Below are 3,195 nucleotides of genomic sequence, written 5' to 3' on the forward strand. Positions count from 1 at the left end.
CGGTATCAACTCAAACTACGCATACCTCTATGGGCTCGCCGAGCAGGTCTACGCCGGTTGGGGTGGTGGCCCGGTAATGCTCTTGTCGTTCTCCGCGATCTTGTCGCGCAGGGCGCAGAGCATCCTCAATTGGTGGTACTGCATCGCTTCCTCCCGGCCGCGTACCGGGCGGCTACCCGGAGGAACCCGCCGCCCCTACGCGCCACGCTGGGAACCAGGTGGTCGGGTTGGTCGAGTGCATCAGGACCTTCCGGTATTCGTAGCGGCCACACCGCTGCCACGCCCAGTGCAGGCCGTCACCAGGCCCTCCTGCGCCCCCCTCTTAGCCTGAATACACCGATGAGGTGGTGGTTGAGGGTGGGTTGTAGCAGCGAAATGCCCTGTCGCGGTGAAAGAATGAGATTTCTCTAGGATCTTATTCGGTCACAACGAAGGGCATCTCGTAGATGCAACTATCTCACAATCGGCCCGTCGCCTCAGCACGCTTTGATGACCCCAATCTGGTGTCCTGTGCTGGCCTGGTCCCCATGGTGGCGTTGGCCCAGCACTGCGGTCTGGGGGCGTTGGCCGACGAGCACCTCACGGTGCCCACCGACAAGGGCTCCAACGCCGGGGCGAAGGTAAGCGCGCTGGTCGCGGGCATGGTCGCCGGCGCCGACAGCATCGACGACATGAGGCTGTTGCGCCACGGCGCGATGGGCACCCTGTTCGACCGCCCGTACGCGCCGTCGACGCTGGGGTCGTTTCTGCGGGGATTCGCTTTCGGCCATGTCCGCCAGCTCGACGCCGTCGCATCCCGCCTGCTGGGCCAACTGCATGCCCGAACGCCGTTGCTGGCCGGGATCGACGGCCCGGTCATGGTCGATCTCGACGACACCATCATCGAAGTGCACGGCTACGCCAAACAAGGATCGGGATACGGCTACTCGGGGGTCCGGGGCTTGAATGCGCTGATCGCCACGGTCACCACGACCGCGGCCGCGCCGGTGATCGTGGGTCAGCGGCTGCGCAAGGGTGCGTGCGGCTCCCCACGCGGGGCCGCGCGGATGATCGGTGACACCCTGGCCACCGTGGCACGGCTACGCTCCTCGGCCGAGGCCACAGGCAAGCCGCTGGTGCGGATGGATTCGGCGTTCTACGGCCATCCGAGCGTGGCCGCAGCGATCCGCGGCGGCGCCGATGTGTCGGTCACGGTGCGCCTGGACCCCAGAGTCAAGGCCGCCATCGACGCCATCGACGACGACGCCTGGACCACGATCGAGTACACCGACGCCCGCTACGACGAGACCACCCAACAATGGATCTCACGTGCTGAGGTCGCCGAGATCGGGTTCACCGCGTTCAGTTCCCGCAAGGCCGCCGAGCAGGTCCCGGGCAGACTGGTGGTGCGCCGCATCCCCGACCTGCGCCCCGCACCTGGTCAGGGCCAGCAGACCTTGTTCGACACCTGGCGTTTCCACGCGTTCTTCACCACCACCGATCTGGACACCATCACCGCCGACAAGACCCACCGCGGCCACGCAGTCATCGAACAGGTCCACGCCGACCTCAAAGACTCCGCCCTGGCCCACCTACCGTCAGGACGATTTTCGGCCAACGCCGCCTGGCTGGTGATGGCCGTCATCGCGTTCAACCTCACCCGCGCCGCGGCCACCCTCACCGGACCCAGGCTGGCCAAGGCCCGCACCGCGACGATCCGCCGCACCCTGATCACAGTCCCGGCGCGGATCGCATCCTCGGCCCGACGCCTCACCCTGCACCTACCGCGGGGCTGGCCGTGGGAAGCAGCGTGGAACACCCTGTTCAACAATCTGTTTCGTCGACATCAGCCGATCGTCGCCTAACCAGAACACCCCTACCCGCCCTCGACACGAAAACCCCACAGGAACAACCCGATACCGAGATCGGACGGTCACACGCGTCCACACGCCGGTTCAAGGCACATAACCAATCTCAGCTGCCAACCCGCACCAGATCGGTGCATCCAGGCTTAGGCGGGAGGGGCATCCGCTACTCCATCTGTCAAAGGGTGGTCTGGGTCCCATGGGGATCGAGTGGACCGCTGAAATGCGGGAAGCCGCCAGGATTCGGTCGACGGGGCGGAAAGGCGTGAGTCGATTCGCTGACGACAACCCGTTCTACGGTCGGACTCACGACGCTGAGCAGCGCGCGAAATGGTCGAAACTCCGAAAGGGGCAGAACGCAGGGCCCGAGAACCCCAACTACGGAAAGTTCGGAGACGACCACCCGGGCTTCGGTCACGTCATGTCGGAACAAGCTCGCGAAAGGTTGTCCGAACAGAGACGGGGCGTCGGCAATCCGAATTACGGGCGTCAGGCGAGCGATGAGACCCGCGCAAAGATGTCGGCAGTGCGTAAGGGACGGCCAATGCCGTCGAGTCGACGTAATGCGTACACCCGATACCACACAAATCGGGGAGTTAAGAAGGACACGTGTCGATACTGCCTTGAAGACTTGGGTTGAGCCCAGTCACACAACCAAATGCAAGTAGGAATGACTTCGGCGTCGGGAGACTGTGTGCGCGAAGATGTTCCGGTATCGACAAGCGGTGAGTCCATCCTTATCATCGCTCTGGCCTCCGGGATCGTTGTCGCGATATTCGGCCTGATCTACGTGTGGGAGAAGTGGGGTAAAGGCACTCAACTGCAGCAGCGCATCGATCGCGTCAGCGACATGTTCGATCGGCAGTGTCGCGCTTGCGGTGATCGTGGCGTTCGGTCAGGACATAGGTGGATTTATCAGCGCTTGGAGCGGGTCCCGCCTAGTGACCAGACGGCGGTTCGTCCGTTAACGCCGCCGAGGTGCTCGAGAAGACTTGGGACAGCCCAAGGTTCGATTTAGTCGGGCTCACGGATGCAGTCGATCAGGTCGCGGATCATGCGGCCGCCATCACCCAGTTCGGTAGCGAAATCGGTCTCGCTCAGGAGTCTTTCCGTAGTTGCATGCGGTGCAGATCAGCTCTCGCGAGCCCGGTCCGCATGCAGCGCCTTCAAACGCCGCTGCTCGCGCAGCACCGTCTGGTAGCTCTCGCGTTCCGCGACTAGCCACTCAGGCTTCTCCTCGATGAGCTGATCGACCTGCTCGGTGGTGAGCGCGTCCTCGATGCCGTTGCGTGCCAGGCCGGCGATCGAGACGCCCAGCTTGGCCGCCACGAGGTTCTTCGGGTGCGGCCCG

At 64.1% G+C, this 3,195-nt stretch carries 3 protein-coding genes; 2 read left to right on the forward strand and 1 reads right to left on the reverse strand.

The genetic code is table 11. The features are described from left to right. Both QOC69_RS08405 and QOC69_RS08410 read left to right on the forward strand, forming a co-directional pair. Positions 1–331 (forward strand): hypothetical protein (locus QOC69_RS08405; RefSeq protein ID WP_526438281.1); only part of this gene is annotated, 331 nt, incomplete at its 5' end. Between the two features lie 115 nt (positions 332–446). After that, complete coding sequence (locus QOC69_RS08410; protein ID WP_526438283.1) at positions 447–1,844, forward strand: IS1380 family transposase; 1,398 nt, start codon at positions 447–449, stop codon at positions 1,842–1,844. Positions 1,845–2,975: 1,131 nt separating this feature from the next. On the opposite strand, the gene QOC69_RS08415 is transcribed toward QOC69_RS08410, so the two are convergent. Further along, positions 2,976–3,195: DUF5997 family protein (locus QOC69_RS08415; protein ID WP_526438285.1), on the reverse strand; the 220-nt coding region annotated here is incomplete at its 5' end.

The sequence above is a fragment of the Mycobacterium sp. genome, from assembly GCF_032162105.1.
In the GTDB taxonomy this organism is placed as follows: domain Bacteria; phylum Actinomycetota; class Actinomycetes; order Mycobacteriales; family Mycobacteriaceae; genus Mycobacterium.

Coding starts and splice junctions, on each gene's coding strand:
- QOC69_RS08410 (WP_526438283.1), top strand. CDS start 447: ATGCAACTATCTCACAATCGGCCCGTCGCCTCAGCACGCTTTGATGAC.